Source organism: Flavobacterium sp. NKUCC04_CG, assembly GCF_019345525.1.
In the GTDB taxonomy this organism is placed as follows: domain Bacteria; phylum Bacteroidota; class Bacteroidia; order Flavobacteriales; family Flavobacteriaceae; genus Flavobacterium.
Map to the genome: position 1 here is coordinate 42,989 of NZ_JAHKRA010000002.1, position 16,079 is coordinate 59,067.

At 33.8% G+C, this 16,079-nt stretch carries 15 protein-coding genes; 6 read left to right on the forward strand and 9 right to left on the reverse strand.

Features of this window, described 5'->3' with window-relative positions:
• Position 1 precedes the first annotated feature (1 nt).
• The 6 genes from KO524_RS01850 to KO524_RS01875 all read right to left on the reverse strand — a co-directional run bounded on the left by KO524_RS01850 (position 2) and on the right by KO524_RS01875 (position 6,001).
• Positions 2–1,345 carry a WG repeat-containing protein gene (locus tag KO524_RS01850; protein ID WP_219288836.1) on the reverse strand — a complete coding sequence of 448 codons (1,344 nt, stop codon included), beginning with the start codon at positions 1,343–1,345 and terminating at the stop codon, positions 2–4.
• 163 nt (positions 1,346–1,508) lie between these two features.
• Positions 1,509–2,738, reverse strand: coding sequence for a hypothetical protein (locus KO524_RS01855; RefSeq protein ID WP_219288838.1), 1,230 nt, complete (start codon positions 2,736–2,738; stop codon positions 1,509–1,511).
• Positions 2,739–2,869: 131 nt separating this feature from the next.
• On the reverse strand, positions 2,870–3,424 hold the full coding sequence (locus KO524_RS01860; RefSeq protein WP_219288843.1) for a hypothetical protein: 555 nt from the start codon (positions 3,422–3,424) through the stop codon (positions 2,870–2,872).
• 292 nt (positions 3,425–3,716) lie between these two features.
• Positions 3,717–4,160: a hypothetical protein gene (locus KO524_RS01865; RefSeq protein WP_219288846.1), complete on the reverse strand. Its 444-nt coding sequence runs from the start codon at positions 4,158–4,160 to the stop codon at positions 3,717–3,719.
• A gap of 91 nt (positions 4,161–4,251) precedes the next feature.
• The gene (locus KO524_RS01870) at positions 4,252–4,668 is read right to left on the reverse strand and encodes a DUF695 domain-containing protein (RefSeq protein WP_255555099.1); all 417 of its coding nucleotides are present in this window, start codon (positions 4,666–4,668) and stop codon (positions 4,252–4,254) included.
• Positions 4,669–4,906: 238 nt separating this feature from the next.
• Positions 4,907–6,001 (reverse strand): alpha/beta fold hydrolase, encoded by a 1,095-nt coding sequence (locus KO524_RS01875; RefSeq protein WP_219288851.1) that lies wholly within the window; start codon positions 5,999–6,001, stop codon positions 4,907–4,909.
• Positions 6,002–6,746: 745 nt separating this feature from the next.
• Between KO524_RS01875 and KO524_RS01880 the strand changes: the two genes are divergently transcribed.
• The 3 genes from KO524_RS01880 to KO524_RS01890 all read left to right on the forward strand — a co-directional run bounded on the left by KO524_RS01880 (position 6,747) and on the right by KO524_RS01890 (position 9,484).
• A complete protein-coding gene (locus KO524_RS01880) occupies positions 6,747–7,334 on the forward strand; it encodes a glutathione peroxidase (RefSeq protein ID WP_219288853.1) in 588 nt (195 codons plus the stop codon).
• 73 nt (positions 7,335–7,407) lie between these two features.
• Entirely contained in the window at positions 7,408–9,072 is a 1,665-nt protein-coding gene (gene menD, locus KO524_RS01885; RefSeq protein ID WP_219288856.1) for a 2-succinyl-5-enolpyruvyl-6-hydroxy-3-cyclohexene-1-carboxylic-acid synthase, read from the forward strand.
• Between the two features lie 67 nt (positions 9,073–9,139).
• Entirely contained in the window at positions 9,140–9,484 is a 345-nt protein-coding gene (locus KO524_RS01890; protein WP_219288859.1) for a DUF2853 family protein, read from the forward strand.
• Between the two features lie 212 nt (positions 9,485–9,696).
• On the opposite strand, the gene KO524_RS01895 is transcribed toward KO524_RS01890, so the two are convergent.
• The gene (locus KO524_RS01895; RefSeq protein ID WP_219288875.1) at positions 9,697–10,395 is read right to left on the reverse strand and encodes an SIMPL domain-containing protein; all 699 of its coding nucleotides are present in this window, start codon (positions 10,393–10,395) and stop codon (positions 9,697–9,699) included.
• A gap of 132 nt (positions 10,396–10,527) precedes the next feature.
• A complete protein-coding gene (locus KO524_RS01900) occupies positions 10,528–11,169 on the reverse strand; it encodes a rhomboid family intramembrane serine protease (protein WP_219288878.1) in 642 nt (213 codons plus the stop codon).
• 184 nt (positions 11,170–11,353) lie between these two features.
• Between KO524_RS01900 and KO524_RS01905 the strand changes: the two genes are divergently transcribed.
• Positions 11,354–12,259: a lysophospholipid acyltransferase family protein gene (locus tag KO524_RS01905; RefSeq protein WP_219288881.1), complete on the forward strand. Its 906-nt coding sequence runs from the start codon at positions 11,354–11,356 to the stop codon at positions 12,257–12,259.
• A 48-nt stretch (positions 12,260–12,307) separates the two neighbouring features.
• On the opposite strand, the gene glmM is transcribed toward KO524_RS01905, so the two are convergent.
• Positions 12,308–13,696 carry a phosphoglucosamine mutase gene (gene glmM, locus KO524_RS01910; RefSeq protein WP_219288900.1) on the reverse strand — a complete coding sequence of 463 codons (1,389 nt, stop codon included), beginning with the start codon at positions 13,694–13,696 and terminating at the stop codon, positions 12,308–12,310.
• Positions 13,697–13,799: 103 nt separating this feature from the next.
• Here glmM and KO524_RS01915 point away from each other — a divergent pair, with 103 nt between their 5' ends.
• Positions 13,800–14,384 carry an ACP phosphodiesterase gene (locus KO524_RS01915; protein ID WP_219288903.1) on the forward strand — a complete coding sequence of 195 codons (585 nt, stop codon included), beginning with the start codon at positions 13,800–13,802 and terminating at the stop codon, positions 14,382–14,384.
• Positions 14,381–16,063 (forward strand): gamma-glutamyltransferase, encoded by a 1,683-nt coding sequence (gene ggt / locus KO524_RS01920; protein ID WP_219288906.1) that lies wholly within the window; start codon positions 14,381–14,383, stop codon positions 16,061–16,063. The genes KO524_RS01915 and ggt overlap by 4 nt, the downstream gene beginning before the upstream one ends.
• Positions 16,064–16,079 lie beyond the last annotated feature (16 nt).

Below are 16,079 nucleotides of genomic sequence, written 5' to 3' on the forward strand. Positions count from 1 at the left end.
TTTATAATGGTTTTAAATCAAAAATAATTTCTCCCGTTTTTAAATCTATTAGATGCTCAAATGGCTTTTGACCATACCTATTATATCTGATGGCTTTATCTTTTAAAAAATATCTTATATCACCTTCTTGCAATTTACCAATCATCCTGCCTTTTTTGTTGATAAAAACCGATTTAGAGTTTATTAAAGGTGTTTTTTGGTTAGTTGAAACCTTGTCTTGATAAAAAGTGGCGTAACCATTTTCAAAGCTTTTCATCTTTCCTACAAACTGAAAAGGAATCATTACTTCGTCTTTTTCGTTAATAAAACCCCATTTACCATCTTTCAATACTGGTGCTAATCCTTCTGAAAAAACATCAGCTGCTTCATACTTTATATCAATTACCATTTTGCCTCTAGCATTAACAAAACCGTATTTCTTATCTTTGCCAATCAAAAAAAGTTTATTGTCCTTACTAGGCTTAATTTCATCATATTCTGTTGGTAATATGATATTTAAATTCTCATTTAACATTCCGAATTTAGCTGTTTTTACGATATAAACCTTGCTTCTCTCATCATAAAATATTTGATCGTATTCCGCAGGAAGTAAAATAGTTCCTTCGGTCCCCATCAATCCTAATTTTCTTGTTCCGCTACTAAACAAAATTACTTTTGGAGTAAGAAAACGGAAAAAATTAAAAGAGAAATCACCTACTTTATTCAAATCTTTATCCATCAAATAATAAGGTGCAGCAGCATAACTTTCATGATTTTTTCCTTTGACTTTAACAGCAAATAGTTTCTTAGAAATTGGCTCTATCCATAAGGGTTTTTCTTCTATAATTTGCCTTCCATTTTTTTTAACCACACCGGTAAAGCCATCTTTTGTAATGTAAAAAAAGCCTTTATATGGTTCTGTAATGCATTGCACAATTTCATATTTGAACGGGAAAATTTCCTTAAATTTTTTATTAAAAACAGCCACACCCTTTTCTTCATGACTCACATAGTAATAAGGCTTTTTGTATGTATCGATATGGTCATAGATAAAAGGTAAAACAGTTTTCAAATTCTTATCTAAAACCCCGTATTTATAATCGGGAAATATTCTATCTGTTACAAATCCTTTATAAGAATCAGAACGATAGCCTTTTTGTTTACTCGCAACAATATATTTACCGTCGTTGGTAACTTTAATAGAACCATATTCAGCTGGTAAGATTATATTCCCAACACTATCTATAAGTCCTTGCTTGCGTTCATTATTCTGATCTAATCTTTCAAATACCAAAGTAGCTTTCAAATTTTGACTAAAAGAAGTTGCAACGATAAATAGATAAATTAATAAAAAGGCCATTCTCATAATTAATTTAATTTTATAGATATACTCAAACCAATGATAAAAAACTAAGGAAATCAATTGCCAAAATATTTGATTCCAAAAACTGTTTCTAGCGCAAAAGCTACTCCACTAATTTACAGCTAATAACAGCGACTTAAATGATGTTTCTACATAGTTTAAGTTTTTATTTACTTTTGATAATATACAACCTACCCAAATGGTTTGAAAATAGCTGATAGGGTATTTTGGGATTGCTATAAAAAAAGTAAGGCGAAAATGTTCCCTCCCTATTTGCCGCGTAACCTTCCTGATTTTTCCCCCAATATTTGGAATGCCTCGCTTCCCATTCTCTTCCCAATGTCATAGTTTCCTTGATTTTCAAAGTGTCTTTATTAACAATAATGTTGGCGAACAAAATGCCATCCCAGTTTTCTGAACCACTATTACTTCGATTCAAGCTTATCTTTTGAAAGTATTGGTATTGGATGTTCTTATTGTAATAGGGTACTAATTTATAATCCTCTCTAGAGTAATATCTAAACAAATCATTATAGACCTTACCCCGACTTTGAATCGTTCTTTGAATCGTTCTATCACTATAAAACGCCATCCATTTATCGTTTTCCATAAAGATCGTCTTTAGAAACAGCTTGGACGGTGAATCGGTTATCCAACATTCTTTTGAAAAGAACATGGTAGCGCTTTGTTCGATTTTTGCTAAAAAATCAGCTTGTTTATTTTCACTAAAACTAAAATCTATATTATATACTTCAAATTTAATTTTTGTAGTATCCCCATCTAAAGGCCAAGTTCTATAATAGTTTTTATCTCTATTAATCAGATAGCCCTCAAACAAAATTTCATCAGTAATTGCTGTTTTGTATTTGGTGATAAAGTTTCCCAAACTGTCAAATTTGGAATATTCTTTGTATTTGACCGATTCCGCAGCTCTTGGCTCATAGGTGTCTTGAACTACTATTAATTGATTTTTTTTCGTTAAGTAGTGTTGCAAATCGGTATTACCATCAATTAACAGTAGCATTTCCTTGTTTTTAAAAGCTAATAGCGGTTGGTTAAGGTCTTGATATGCTAGATATTTCTCAGGTAACTTACTGTTGTTGATCCCATTTAATAGCATTATATCCAAATTGGCATTCGCAACGGCTATCACTGCAGCAAAAAGAGCTAAACCGCCAAAAAGCCATCGCAGTTTGTGTATCGATTTGAAAAATGTATAAACAAAATAGAAAACGATACTGATGCAGAAAAGACCAATGGCAACGAAAAAATGAAAAAGTTCGGCATACATTCCCTTAATTAAAGCAGGTGCAATCATCAGATAAACTGCCGTTAAGCAAAAAGCAATTAAAACTGATTTTAGAAGATGCCTAGAGAATTGTTTTTTTTCACTCATTTTAATTTTTATTTTGATGATTTATAAAAAACTTATCAATCATAAAGCATTTATGGTTGGACTATTCGCACTGACTTACTTTTAAATCTATCACGATCAAACCATTCAATTTCAAAATCTCCGTGCATTTTTTACTTTACTATTTTAACTCTTATTCTTTTAAATTTTCCAAGAGCATCCAGTTCCCACGGATCTTCTCCAATCAAAAAATATTCACCATGCTCGTTAATTATTCTATTTTCAAAGTCTTTATTCTCTGAAACAAATGCTTTTGTATGTCCGATTTGATTCCACTTTCCTCCCATAAAAGACCATACGGAAATATCGTTCCAATAGCCCTCATTAGTCCGAGAAAAAAGAATTATCTCATTAGCCTCATCTCCATTCAAATCTTCCGTTTTTGCAACAAAAACCCCTAAACTGTGATCGATGCTTATTTTGGGAATACCGTTTGAGAATTCAATATTTATAGTGTAATTATTCCCTTCAGATACTAGTTCACCGGTTTCTATTTCACGTTTTAAAATTACAAAGGCCGTATCCTTTTCTTGATCATTATTGATATCACCGACAAAAAACCGACTGTATTCTACTTCAATTTTTGGGTGAACAATCTTATCAATGCGCTCTTTTTTAGGTTGACAACTAAAAAACAATAACAGCAAAAGTAAAAATCTAGTCTTCATATCTCTTATCGTGAAACTAAGCACGCGTATTTTAAAGCCCTCCACAAAAGCAGATTCTATTTCGGAAATTCATTTAAACAACAGCAGTCAGATTTAGCATCCTAACCCAACTGAATTATTAACCATTTTTTACTAAATCGCTTATTAAGCCAAGTGATTTTTAAATAAAGAAAACATATTAATCCATTTTTATGCACTCCTTCCATAATATGATTGTTGAAATCCTCTTGCATTTCGCCATGTCATATCTAAAATTAAAAAAGGTTTATATCACTTCTCTTCTTTTGATGTGTTAAGTATTGCTTTGGTAGGCTAAAAAATTTGCCGCAACCAAACATATCTCTTGATGTATTGCAGTGTTGACGCTAATAGATTTTAGCACTTGGATTAATTCCAGGGAATTTTCAGTTTTCTCACCATTTATTATCCGATTAAGCAACCAAACCGTATGTACTGTAGGTTGTTTTAAAACGGATTGCAACAACACGTCTTCATAGAATCGACTGTTTTCTTGATAAAATTTCTCAATAAAATGTGTTAACGCTCCGGGACTTCCGAACTCTACTAAAGGCTGCTTTTCCATCAATTCCAGTATAGGTTGAACGGACTCCACCCCTATTTGATTTTGCTCCATTAAATCCACAATATCATATTGAATAAGGGCAAACTCAGCCTCATCATCACTCCAATGATGACTATCCAAAAAATCGACAATGGGTTGCAAGTATTTCTCCATGGCTATAGTTATCTATATTTTAACTGAATACTTTTACGTTACGCTCAAGCAACATTCGCAGTTTCGGAATTTGCATATAAAATGCTATGATTTAGTTTAAAATTTCAAAGACGTTTTCCCATTCTTCGTCCTCGGTAATTTCGCAATCAAAATTAATCAACCTGTCAGTATCTTCCTCAAGTTCATTTAACCTCTTTATTGCTTCCTCAACCTCGTCCACATAAAATTCTAAATTAATTCCTACATCGGTCGTAATTCTGGCTACCAGATGACAAACACAGACTTCTCTCAAATTAGTTGTCAAATACTTTTCGATATCCGTGATATCAAGCTGGTCTTGTTGAGCATTAAAATCATCTGTGAAGTCAACCGTTATATAGCAGTTGAATTTACATTCCTTTTTAAATTTATAATTTTTGTATGCTTTATCTACCCAATGAGTCTCCGTTTTACCGTTTTGCGTGTCCATCATAAAAACGGTAATGCTATTAACTGGATAAATTTGCATCTTATCTAAGCTTGTTTCCTTCCAATTCATATCTATATAATCTAGTTGTAATTTATGTTTACTAACTGCTTAAAACTTACTTATAAAAAGCAGTATAACATCAAATAATAAAAACTAATTCGTTGTTATTAAATTTTTTAAAATGCGAAATACTTCAATTGATTCCACTTACTCCACTTAAAACCCCTTTAGGTAACTCAAACTGGAAGTAAACTCAATTCGTGACAGTCGCTATATTTTAATTATTTTTCTTGAAAAAACTTTTAAACGAATCATACAACTTCTCCGGTTCTTCACTTGGGAGATTATGAGACGCATTTTTGATGTAAATTAATTCTTTATCTTTTTTAGGAACATTTGTTAAGGCTTTATATATCATTTTTCCAGATTCCACTCCAATAGCATAGTCGAATTCACCTTGTATAATTAAGGTTGGTGTTTTAATTTTAGAAATTTCACTTAAGATATTGAGATTGTTGTAAGATCCTTGCCCATGAAAAACTTCGTTGATATATTCAAATCTCTCCATTACTTTCTCTAACAGTTCGGGTGTATATTTATTTCTAATATAGAAATCTGGATCCTTCAACAGTGCTTCTATTTTTGCTTTCTTTTCAGGTTGAGCCCAATAAACATCAAATCCCAGATCTTTTGGAAACTCATATCTTATAGTATTCATATCAACGAAGAAAGTTTTGTTAAAACCACTTTTCTCTATCGTATCTAATTTTTTAAGAATATGATTGTATCTTTCAATTTTAGAGGGATCAACGGTTTTTTTAAGGAGGCTATTCGCTAATTGTTTTTCGTGTTTGATTAACGCCAGAGTATTATGTTGAATGTTTGCGGTACCCGAATTACAAATAAAAGAATTGATTTTTTCTTGATGTTTTAATAAGTACAAAAAACCATACATACCGCCCCAAGAAGAACCTAAAAGATTGATTTTCTTGTTCGGATACTTGTCTTTGATATATTCCACCACTTTGTCCAAATCTTTCACAAATTGATCGGTAGTAAACATCGTTTTATCACGAAAATCATCAGATTTACCACAACCCCGTTGATCAAAATAAACCATCAAATAATCATTTTCAAACACATCTCTAAAAAATTCATGGTCAACATTGAACGCTCCTGGACCTCCGTGAAGTGTAATAATAATTGGTTTTTCAGGATTACCAACAATTCTGGCGTAAAGATTAGTTCTTTCAATAGGTATAAAAAACTCCGTATCGATTTGATTCTTTAGGATTTGATCTCTTTTTTGTGCTATACAGCTATGGGAAATTAAAAAAGAGTATATAATTGATACTATTAGTAATCGATTCATTAAAATATAAGTTTTTTATTTTACAAACCCTCAAGCTAGCAAATTAGCTCGATTCAGGCATCATTGGCAATATATATCAATAGCAACAGAACAAAGTTGACTAATTCGAATTTTCTATTAAATCGACACGAAAATACATAAAAAAAGAGGATATTATCAGTTTAACATCGCAAATATTCTTGTTTATTTTCAATGTAAATCGAACATGCTTTCTGTAAATAAAAGCTAATAAAATAGCTAAATCGAGTTCGTAATCATTCGAAACAGGCTTATAAGTATTATTATTACGGTTTGATGCTTTTAAATAATTTGGATTATCTAAAATAGAAATACACGCTTCTACAATCCACCGAGGACCAGCTGCAACCAAAACACTCATAATACAGTATTTTTGCAAAAATTTAAAATTCATAATCTACATTATCTTATAAAACACAGTTTTATTTATCCTTTTTTTTAAAATATAAATAAATTCAAAAACGTTTTTTATTGATAAATCAATTATAGGAATGCTTATAATTCCTATAATTACGCTTTAATATGCTGATTACTTCAATCAAAAAGAAGGGCGTATAAATGATTTTAAAAGAGCATTATAGCATTAATAATAGCCAAAAATGTTAAATCCATTATTTGATGATTAAACTATATATTATTTTAGTTTTTAATGCGTTATATAAAACATAATTAACGTCAACCAAAAGATGTTGTGGTATATTTTAATTAACTTTATAAAAAAATTCAGATGAAAAGATTGGCCCTAGCATGCGGATTGTTATTTCTTTTTAGTTGTAACAACATCGCGCAAAACAAAAACACAGACAAGAACACAACCATGACAGAAAAAAATCAAGAAAATACGATCTATCAGTTTAAAGTTAAAGACATTGAAGGCAATGAATTTGATTTTGCGTCCTTAAAGGGAAAAAAGCTTATGATAGTCAATACCGCTTCGGAATGTGGTTTAACACCTCAATACGAACAATTGCAGAGTATCTATCAAGAATTTAAAGATAAAAACTTTATTATAGTAGGATTTCCAGCCAATAATTTTGGTTCTCAAGAACCTGGTTCCAATAAAGAGATTTCAGCTTTCTGTACTAAAAACTACGGCGTTACCTTTCCTATGATGGAGAAAATTTCGGTAAAAGGAGATGATATGGCTGCGATTTATCAATTCTTGACGAAAAAAGAATTAAACGGTCTACAAGACAGTCAAGTTGAATGGAATTTCCAAAAATATTTGATTGATGAAAACGGAAAACTTGTTCAAGTAGTTGGACCAAGAATTCTTCCAAATGATCCTGATGTAAAAAAATGGATTAAGGGTTAAAAGCCCTAATATATCTTTTTGGATTTATAGATTTCTATTGCTTTGTTTGTATCTTTGAGTTTTACTTTCAGCTATGATATACCCCGAAATAGAACTTGCACAAAGCATTATCGAAATCTGTAAATCTAAAAACATTCAACATATTGTTATTTCTCCGGGATCTCGAAATGCCCCTTTGACAATAGGTTTTGCCAGTGATCCTTTTTTCAAGTGTTATAGTATCGCAGATGAGCGCTGTGCCGCTTTTTTTGCTATGGGAATTGCGCAACAAATCAATTATCCTACCGCAGTAGTTTGTACTTCGGGTTCGGCTCTACTTAATTATTATCCGGCAGTAGCTGAAGCTTTTTACAGTCAAATACCCTTAGTGGTTATATCTGCAGATCGGCCAACTGATAAAATAGACATTGGAGACGGTCAAACGATTCGCCAACAAAACGTTTATGCCAATCACATAATTTACAATGCCAATTTAAACGAAAAGGCATCCACGCAGAACGACGAAGCGATTCAAAATGCCATTCATCACGCCATAACAAAACGGGGACCGGTTCACATTAATGCTCCTTTTGAAGAACCGCTTTACAATACGGTGACTTCATTGAGTATTAACCCCTTACTGATTGATTACAAAACAGTAGAACCGACCGAAACGGCAATAGATCGGTATGCGCTTCAATGGAAAGCCGCTTCAAAAAAATTAATTCTCATTGGCGTTAATGCTCCGAAATCCCTTTCACAAAACACCTTAGATTTCTTTGCTAATGACCCCACTGTGGTTGTACTAACCGAAACTACTTCGAATGTACATCACCCCAATTTTGTATATAATATAGATACGTTAATCACGCCCTTTACTCACGAAGACTTTCTTGAATTTCAACCCGAATTACTCGTTACCTTAGGTGGTATGGTGGTGTCTAAAAGAATTAAATCCTTTTTAAGAAAATACAGTCCAAAAACCCATTGGCACGTTGATTTGTTGCGTTTTTACGACACCTATGATTGTCTTAGCGATTCTATCGAAGCGACGCCAGAACTCTTTTTTACCCAACTTCAACAACAATTAAATCACTACAAACCCGAAATCGGATATCAATTGTGGGTTAATACCCTTCTAAAAGAACGGCAAATTCAACACAGTCACTTTTTGAAAAACATTGCTTTTTCAGATATGAAAGCGTTTGAAATATTGATTCCCCAATTGCCTCCAAATTCACAATTACAAATCAGTAATAGCGCCGCCATTCGATATGCACAATTATTTCCCATTGCACCGAGTATAGAAGTCTTTTGCAATCGCGGAACCAGCGGTATAGACGGAAGCACTTCAACATCAATTGGAGCTGCGGTAGGCAGTTTAAAACCCAATATTTTGATAACAGGAGATATCGGTTTTTTATACGACAGCAATGCGCTTTGGAATAACTATATTCCCAAAAATTATAAAATTATTGTAATCAATAATCGCGGTGGAGGTATTTTCCGCATACTCCCTGGTCATGTGGAAAACGACATTTTTCATACCTATTTTGAAACCAATCATCACTACGACCTCTCTCATTTGGCAAAAATGCATGGCTTCGATTACTATCAAGCTGAAGATGAAGCTGGATTAAAAAGCGTTTTAACCGATTTTTGGAGTAAAGTAGAGAAACCCGCCCTATTGGAAATCAATACTCCAACTCAAATCAATAATGCAATTTTAAAAGATTATTTTAATAACTTAGTTAAATAATAACCTATAAGTAAGTGTATACTTCTAAAATTTTATTATATTTGAATATAACCAATTATAAAATAAAATGAGTAAAAGAGCTGAATTAATTGAGAAATACGCGGCAGACTTAAAAGATAAATGCGGCGTTACTCCAAATATGGAGTTATTAGAAAAAGTAACTATCGGATGTGGTCCTTCCATTTACAACAAGGATTCCTCAACGGTAGCTGGAACGTCTAAAGAGGAACTCTTGACGGTAAGACAAAATTTTTTAATCAAAAAATTAGGCCTAGAAGATTCTCCTAAATTAGATGAGGCCATTGCGAAAGTAATGCATCAATACGGGGATTCTAACAGAAACAAATATAGAGCTGTTGTCTATTATCTTTTGACGGTTCATTTCAAAAAAGAAAGCGTTTACAAAAAATAATTTTAAAGAAGTTTCTTTAAAAGTCAAAAGCCCGAGGATTTCTCCTCGGGCTTTTTTGTTTGATATATAGCAGTATCCATTCTATCATCGTTTTAACGCAACTATCTTGCATAAGTATCAACTTAAAAACAAAAAACCCTACCTCTAAATTAATTTCCTAAAAAAAAAGCCATCTAAAAGACGGCTGATTTTTTAAAGTATGATTAAGTAAATTATTCCAAACTAAAATTGATAGAAACATTTGAACTAACTTCAATTTCTCCAATTGCTAAAGTTTGATCTAAAGCCATATCCTCAGAGGCACCAGCCTTGGCAGCATACATCATCATTGGTCTAGGCGAGTATGCAACCGATTCGTCTGATACGAATACCGCTTTACCCACTTTTTGTCCTAAAGCATTAGCGTAATCCGTTGCTTTTTTCTTAGCATCAGCCACTGCTTTCGTTCTAGCTTCTGTTTGATAATCTGCCGCTTTAGATGACTTAAACTCTACTCCTTGAATCTGATTAGCTCCTGCTTGAATCAATCCCAACATCAATTCTTCATATTTAGATAAATCTTTTAATTGAATAGTAATGGTTTGGTTTGCTTGAAAATAATCTAATTTAGTTTCATAATCTCTGTTTTTGTAAAGATTTACGCGTTGCGTTTGGTAATCATTTTCCGAGATTTTCATTTTTTTAATATACTTGATGATGTTCGCAATGACTGCATCATTTTCTTTTTTTACAATCACTGCATCACTACCGCGATTTTCAGTACCAATTGTGATATTAGCTTGATCGGGTTTTATCGATACTTTTCCAGAACCGCTAACCGCGATTTGTGGACTTTGTATCCCTGAAGGGTTTTGTGCATTCATAGTAATAGCCATTAGTAAGGTTGCAAATAATACAGATAGTTTTTTCATTGGGGGGTGTTTTTAAATTAAGTTTTTAAATATCTTTTTTCTTTATCGTCCTTCTAAATACCAAATCACAAACCATTGCGATTGATAATTATAAACCGTTTATAAGCATAATTCCAAAAACGATGCCACAAATTACAACTTGTTGGTTTTTATGAGTACAAATAGCACTATAATCGGTATAAGTAACAGTCCTACAAGTATTGGTTCGTTTGAAATTATTTCGGGAGATTTGATCAACGTCAATACAAAACCACCAATTGCACCACCAAAATGGGCGGCATGTCCAATATTGTCGTTGTTTTTCTTCATCCCGTAAATCGAATACGACAAATACCCAATACCGAAAATATAAGCTGGTATGGGAATGGGTATAAAAAACAGGTATAGATTCATACCGGGATTTAGCAAAATAGACGCATACAATACGCCCATTACAGCGCCCGATGCACCGATAGCTCTATAATATGGATTATTTTTATAAAATGATAAAGTCAATACATTACCAACGAGCAAACTGCCTGCATAAATAAGTATAAAGTAAAAACTCGAATAATAAGAGATTACTATAGGGGCAAACATATACAAGGTAAACATATTAAAAAACAAATGTCCAATGTCTGCATGTAAAAAACCCGAACTGATCATTCTGTATTTTTCACCGTTTTGAATACGCCCAATATGAAACTCGTATTTGGAAAAAAAACTAGGGTCATTAAAACCTTTAAAACTAACAAGTACAGTGACCAAAATCACTACGAGTAAAATGGGAATCATAATATTTATTTAGAGGGTAAAAATAGTCATACTTTTTTAGAAAGGAATATATTGTGTAAAAAAACGTATAATAAAGTATCTTTGTAAAATAATACCTGATCATATCGTCAAGTGACCGTCTTTACAATAATATAAACAGATTTTAAAACAGGCGATACATTCAAAAAACAAGTAATTTCAACCTATGAATTTTATTATATATATAGTAGCTTATCCCCTACTATGGCTGCTGTCCATACTCCCTTTTCCCATCTTTTACTTTGTATCAGATTGTCTATTTGTGCTCGTGTTCCATTTGATTCGATACAGACGAAAAACCGTACAAGACAATTTGCGATTAACACTACCGCATTTAAGCGATTTGGAACGAAAAAATATAGAACGAAAATTTTATCACTATATGTGTGATATGTTTTTAGAAATGGTAAAAACCCTTACAATTTCAGAAGAGGAAATGAGCAAGCGCTATGTGTTTACCAATATAGAATTGATTCATGAACTGGAAAAAACCAATAAGAGTATTATTTTATTTTGTGCACATTATGCTAGTTGGGAATGGATTATCATTTTGGGGAAATATATAGATTATAAAGGGTTTGGTATTTACAAAAAAATTCAAAATCCGTATTTTGACAAACTCATTCACGATATACGTTCGCGATTTAATGCCGAATTAATTGACACCAGCCATACTATAAAAACGGTTTTAAGCAATGAATCTAAAGGAATTAAAGGAGTTTATGCCTTTGTAAGCGACCAATCGCCAATGGTGGAGGATGCCAATTTCTGGACCGATTTTATGAACATGGAAGTTCCGGTACATACCGGTGGCGAAGCCCTGGCTAAAAAACTCGATATGCATGCCTTGTACCTCAAAGTAGAACGCAAAGCAAGAGGTCAATATGAAGCTACTTTCGTTTCACTGGCCGATGAAGTGAAGTCGGTACCCAATTACGAAATTACCGAACGTTTTATACGCGAAGTGGAAAAACAGATATACGAGGCTCCGGAATACTATTTTTGGACACATAAACGATGGAAGCACCGCGATAAAAATCCTAAGAAACTACTGAAAACGGAGGAATTATAATAGCTATAAAACAAAAAAATGGAGCCGTAGCTCCATTTTTTTGTTTTATTATAGTTTCGCAATAGATTTAATTTCCAATATGGTTTTTTCAGCCAAGGCATCTGCCTCTGCCTGTGTAGGCGCTTCGGTGTAGATTCGAATAATAGGCTCTGTATTTGATTTTCGCAAATGAACCCACTCTTTTTCAAAATCAATCTTAACCCCATCAATAGTCGATATCTCCTCTTGTTGGTGAATGTCGGCCATAGCCAAAAGTATCTGATCAACATCTATTTCAGGAGTAAGCTCAATTTTATTTTTACTCATAAAATATTGAGGATAGGTTGCACGAAGCTCGGACACCGTCAAATCTTGTTTAGACAAATAGGTTAAAAACAAAGCTACTCCCACCAAAGAATCTCTACCGTAATGCAATTCTGGATAAATAATCCCGCCATTGCCTTCTCCGCCGATGACTGCATTGTTTTCTTTCATCAATTCCACCACATTGACCTCACCTACTGCTGCGGCTTGATAACCACCGTGGTATTTATTGGTAATATCTTTTAAGGCTCTAGACGATGATAAATTGGAAACCGTATTACCCGGCGTTTGACTTAATACATAGTCTGCACAAGCCACTAAAGTATATTCCTCCCCAAACATTTCTCCATCTTCTGAAATAAAAGCTAAACGATCCACATCCGGATCAACAACAATTCCAAAATCAGCTTTTTCACGCACTACCAATTCGGAAATATCTGTTAAGTGTTCTTTGAGAGGCTCTGGATTATGCGGAAAGTGTCCCGTAGGTTCGCAATACAACTCTACCACTTCCACTCCCATTTTTTTTAATAAGTTTGGAATAACGATACCTCCTGATGAATTCACTCCATCAACCACTACTTTAAATCCAGCTTTTTTAACTGAATCGGCATCTACAAGTTTTAAATTTAAAACTTGGTCAATATGTCGATCCATATAGTTTTCTATAAAAGTAATCTGACCTAAATGATCAACTTCTGAGAATATAAATGACTCCGCTTCTGCAATATCTAAAATAGCAGCACCATCAGCACCGCTTAAGAATTCCCCTTTGCTATTTAGTAACTTTAAAGCATTCCATTGTTTTGGATTGTGTGAAGCAGTTAATATAATTCCCCCGTCTGCTTTTTCCAAAGGCACTGCTACCTCTACAGTAGGTGTTGTTGAAAGCCCTAAGTCAATCACATCAATACCCAGTCCGATTAACGTATTGGTTACTAAGTTGTGAATCATCGGTCCCGAAATACGAGCATCGCGTCCAACAACTACTTTTAGTTTATCATTAATGCTGTTTAGTTTTAAAAATGCCCCATAAGCAGCGGCGTATTTTACAGCATCTAATGGGGTTAAATTATCACCTACATTACCTCCTATAGTACCTCTGATTCCAGAAATAGATTTTATAAGCGTCATATTATTTGTCTTTTCATTAATTAGAACAAATATAGTAAATAGAAATTTCACAATTTTTTTAAAAAAATAAAAATACACAACATAAAATTCCTTATTTTGTACTATGAATTTTTTAGCACACATTTACCTCTCTGGAAACTCGGATTCTTTGAAAATTGGTAATTTTATTGCCGATAGCATTCGAGGTAAACAATATTTGAGTTTCCCTTTGGAAATTCAAAAGGGTATCCTATTGCATAGAGCTATTGATTCGTATACCGATTTCCATCCTATTTTTAGGAAGAGTAAGCACCGATTGGTTCCTAACTACAATCATTACTCGGGTGTTATAGTCGATATTTTTTACGATCATTTTCTAGCAAAAAACTGGAATTTGTATTGTGATATACCTTTAGAAACCTATGCGCAGTCTTTTTATAAATTATTAGAAAACCATTTTGAAATACTGCCGTTGCGCATTCAAAATATGATACCCATTATGGCTGCCGAAAATTGGCTTGTTAAATACAGTACGATTGAAGGTATCCAATATATTTTAACACAGATGGATCGACGAACCGAGAACCAATCCAAAATGCAGTTTGCGGCAAGCGATTTAAAAACAGCCTATATTGACTTTGAAGAAGAATTCACCTTATTCTTTGAAGAAATCAGACTTTTTATTACCCAAAAAATAGCTACACTATGAAAAAGGTCCTTTTAGTATTCTTTTTATATACCTACGGGAATTACGCTCAAACTACCAAGCCAGTATTGGGTACTATAGCAAAATCCGCTATGGTAGTCTCTGCAAAATCTGAGGCTTCCGCCATCGGCTTGCAAATTATAAAAGAAGGAGGAAATGCCTTTGATGCTATGGTTGCCACCGAATTGGCCTTGGCAGTATGTTATCCAAGTGCCGGTAATATCGGCGGTGGTGGTTTTATGGTTTATCGTTTGGCAGATGGAAAAAAAGGATCTTTGGACTATAGAGAAAAAGCACCATCACAAGCGACAGCCGATCTTTTTTTAGACGAAAACATGGATGTTATCGAACAGAAAAGTACTCAATCTGCCTTTGCTGTTGGCGTACCCGGTACTATAGCCGGATTGTTTGAAGCACATCAAAAATTTGGTAAATTACCCATAAGTCAAATTGTAGCACCGGTCATAAAACTAGCTGAAAAAGGATTTGTTTTAACCAAAAAAGAAGCTAAAAAGTTAGACCATTACCGGGAAGTTTTAAGCAAGGTTAACGGCTCTAAATCGCTTTATTCACTGGAATACAAAGCACAAGACACCATAAAGAATCCCGCTTTTGCAAAAACACTACAACGCATTTCTGAAAATGGTAGCTCCGAATTTTATGAAGGTCAAACCGGACAAATAATCAGTAAATACATCGCCGATCGGGGCGGGATTTTATCCTTAGAAGATTTAAAAAATTATAAGGCCGTTTGGAGAGCTCCCCTAACTTTTAAATACAATGATTTAGAAATAACCTCGATGGCTCCTCCGAGTAGCGGTGGCGTTACGATGGGGCAAATTTTTAAAATGATTCAACCTTATGGTCTAAAAAAACTGGGGTTTCATACGCCTGAAGCAATTCAAGTTATTACTGAAGCAGAACGCAGAGCTTATGCCGATAGAAATTATTTTTTAGGCGATCCTGATTTTGTCGATAACCCGATAGATTTGCTGTTTGACGAAACCTATTTATATGGTCGAATGAATTCGTTTTCGTGGGAAAAGGCCACGCCCTCTTCGGAAATTAGAGAGGGAACGATTCCCTATAAAGAAAGTACGGAAACCACGCATTATTCGATAGTGGATTCTTTTGGGAATGCCGTAGCTGTGACTACTACTTTAAATGATAATTTTGGCTCCAAACTCTTTATCGATGAGCTCGGAATTTTTTTAAACAACGAGATGGATGATTTCAGTATTAAACCCGGAGTTCCCAATACTTATGGTTTAGTTGGTAATAAAGCCAATAGCGTAGGCCCAAACAAGAGAATGCTCAGTTCCATGTCACCAACTATTGTAGAAAAAGACAATAAATTATCTATGGTTGTTGGAACACCTGGTGGATCGACCATTATCACCACGGTATTGCAAGTCATTCTAAATGTTTATGAATACGATATGGGCATGCAAGAAGCTGTAAATACACCGCGTTTCCACCACCAATGGCTACCGGATGAAGTGGTTTTTGAGCCTAAGGGCTTCGATTCAAAAACCTTACAACTCTTAAAGCAAAAAGGATATCAAATCCAGGAAAAGAACAATGCCATCATCGGTAAGGTTGATGCTATACTCGTCTTGCCTGACGGCCGACTAGAAGGTGGTGCTGACCCTAGAGGGGACGATAGTGCGAAAGGATTTTAAATATCGTAAAGCCTTT

Coding starts and splice junctions, on each gene's coding strand:
- KO524_RS01875 (WP_219288851.1), bottom strand. CDS start 6,001: ATGAATCGATTACTAATAGTATCAATTATATACTCTTTTTTAATTTCC.
- KO524_RS01855 (WP_219288838.1), bottom strand. CDS start 2,738: ATGAGTGAAAAAAAACAATTCTCTAGGCATCTTCTAAAATCAGTTTTA.
- KO524_RS01895 (WP_219288875.1), bottom strand. CDS start 10,395: ATGAAAAAACTATCTGTATTATTTGCAACCTTACTAATGGCTATTACT.
- KO524_RS01850 (WP_219288836.1), bottom strand. CDS start 1,345: ATGAGAATGGCCTTTTTATTAATTTATCTATTTATCGTTGCAACTTCT.
- KO524_RS01870 (WP_255555099.1), bottom strand. CDS start 4,668: ATGCAAATTTATCCAGTTAATAGCATTACCGTTTTTATGATGGACACG.
- menD (WP_219288856.1), top strand. CDS start 7,408: ATGATATACCCCGAAATAGAACTTGCACAAAGCATTATCGAAATCTGT.
- KO524_RS01865 (WP_219288846.1), bottom strand. CDS start 4,160: ATGGAGAAATACTTGCAACCCATTGTCGATTTTTTGGATAGTCATCAT.
- KO524_RS01915 (WP_219288903.1), top strand. CDS start 13,800: ATGAATTTTTTAGCACACATTTACCTCTCTGGAAACTCGGATTCTTTG.
- KO524_RS01890 (WP_219288859.1), top strand. CDS start 9,140: ATGAGTAAAAGAGCTGAATTAATTGAGAAATACGCGGCAGACTTAAAA.
- KO524_RS01900 (WP_219288878.1), bottom strand. CDS start 11,169: ATGATTCCCATTTTACTCGTAGTGATTTTGGTCACTGTACTTGTTAGT.
- KO524_RS01860 (WP_219288843.1), bottom strand. CDS start 3,424: ATGAAGACTAGATTTTTACTTTTGCTGTTATTGTTTTTTAGTTGTCAA.
- ggt (WP_219288906.1), top strand. CDS start 14,381: ATGAAAAAGGTCCTTTTAGTATTCTTTTTATATACCTACGGGAATTAC.
- glmM (WP_219288900.1), bottom strand. CDS start 13,696: ATGACGCTTATAAAATCTATTTCTGGAATCAGAGGTACTATAGGAGGT.
- KO524_RS01880 (WP_219288853.1), top strand. CDS start 6,747: ATGAAAAGATTGGCCCTAGCATGCGGATTGTTATTTCTTTTTAGTTGT.
- KO524_RS01905 (WP_219288881.1), top strand. CDS start 11,354: ATGAATTTTATTATATATATAGTAGCTTATCCCCTACTATGGCTGCTG.